Raw genomic sequence first — 827 nt, forward strand, 5'->3', positions numbered from 1 at the left:
CGCAGCCCACCTTCGCGAGCCATGAGGGCCTGCAGCAATTCACGGGTGGGCACGGCGCCTTGCATCAGCACCTCGGCTTTGCCTAGGTGGATCAGTTGCAGTCCCTCGCGCAGGCTGGTGCTTGCATCAGGTGCTCGGTTCTGAGCAGGGCCGCCGTCCTGCCAGCGTGCAGGCGAGAGGTCGATGCCGTGGGTCTGCGCAAGGGCTTCGATGTCAGCACGCGGCCCCACGAGCCAAGGTTCGATCAGGCCGGCACGTTGGGCCTGCATGGCGGCTTGCAAGGCCGTGGCCTCGAGCGGGTGGATGACGGCGCAGCGCATGGGCCTCAGGCCTTGCACACGTTGCATCAACCGCGTGAAACCCTCGTGGTGACGCAGCTGCAGTTCAGGCAGGGGGGCGGCAGGGCGGCACACCTTCACGTCGGGCGCGATGACCTCGGCCTCGCCGGTGATGACGGGCTTGCCGGCCTGGTTGCTGCACAGGCAGTCGAGGACGACGCGGTGGTTCTCGAGCTTGTGCTTCACCGTCACGGTGACGGTGACCACGTCGCCCAGCCCCACCGGCCGCACGAAGGCCAGCGACTGTTTGACGTAGATGGTGCCCGGGCCGGGCAGGCGCGTGCCCAGCACCGTGGAAATGAGGGTGCCACCCCACATGCCGTGCGCGATGACCTTGTGAAAGGGCGTCTCGCGGGCGTAGGCCTCGTCCAGGTGCGCGGGGTTGACGTCCCCGCTGAGCAGCGCGAAGAGCTCGATGTCCTGCAGAGTCAGTGTGCGGGTGAGGCTGGCCGACTCGCCGATGGCGAGTTCGTCGTAGCAGCGGTTTTC

The 827-nt window shown here is 67.6% G+C and carries 1 protein-coding gene; it reads right to left on the bottom strand.

The window, feature by feature from the left end; genetic code table 11:
* Positions 1–827 (bottom strand): bifunctional enoyl-CoA hydratase/phosphate acetyltransferase (locus B2W70_RS06795; RefSeq protein ID WP_286744095.1); only part of this gene is annotated, 827 nt, incomplete at both ends.

Source organism: Aquabacterium sp. UBA2148 (genome assembly GCF_002328915.1).
GTDB lineage: Bacteria > Pseudomonadota > Gammaproteobacteria > Burkholderiales > Burkholderiaceae_C > Aquabacterium > Aquabacterium parvum.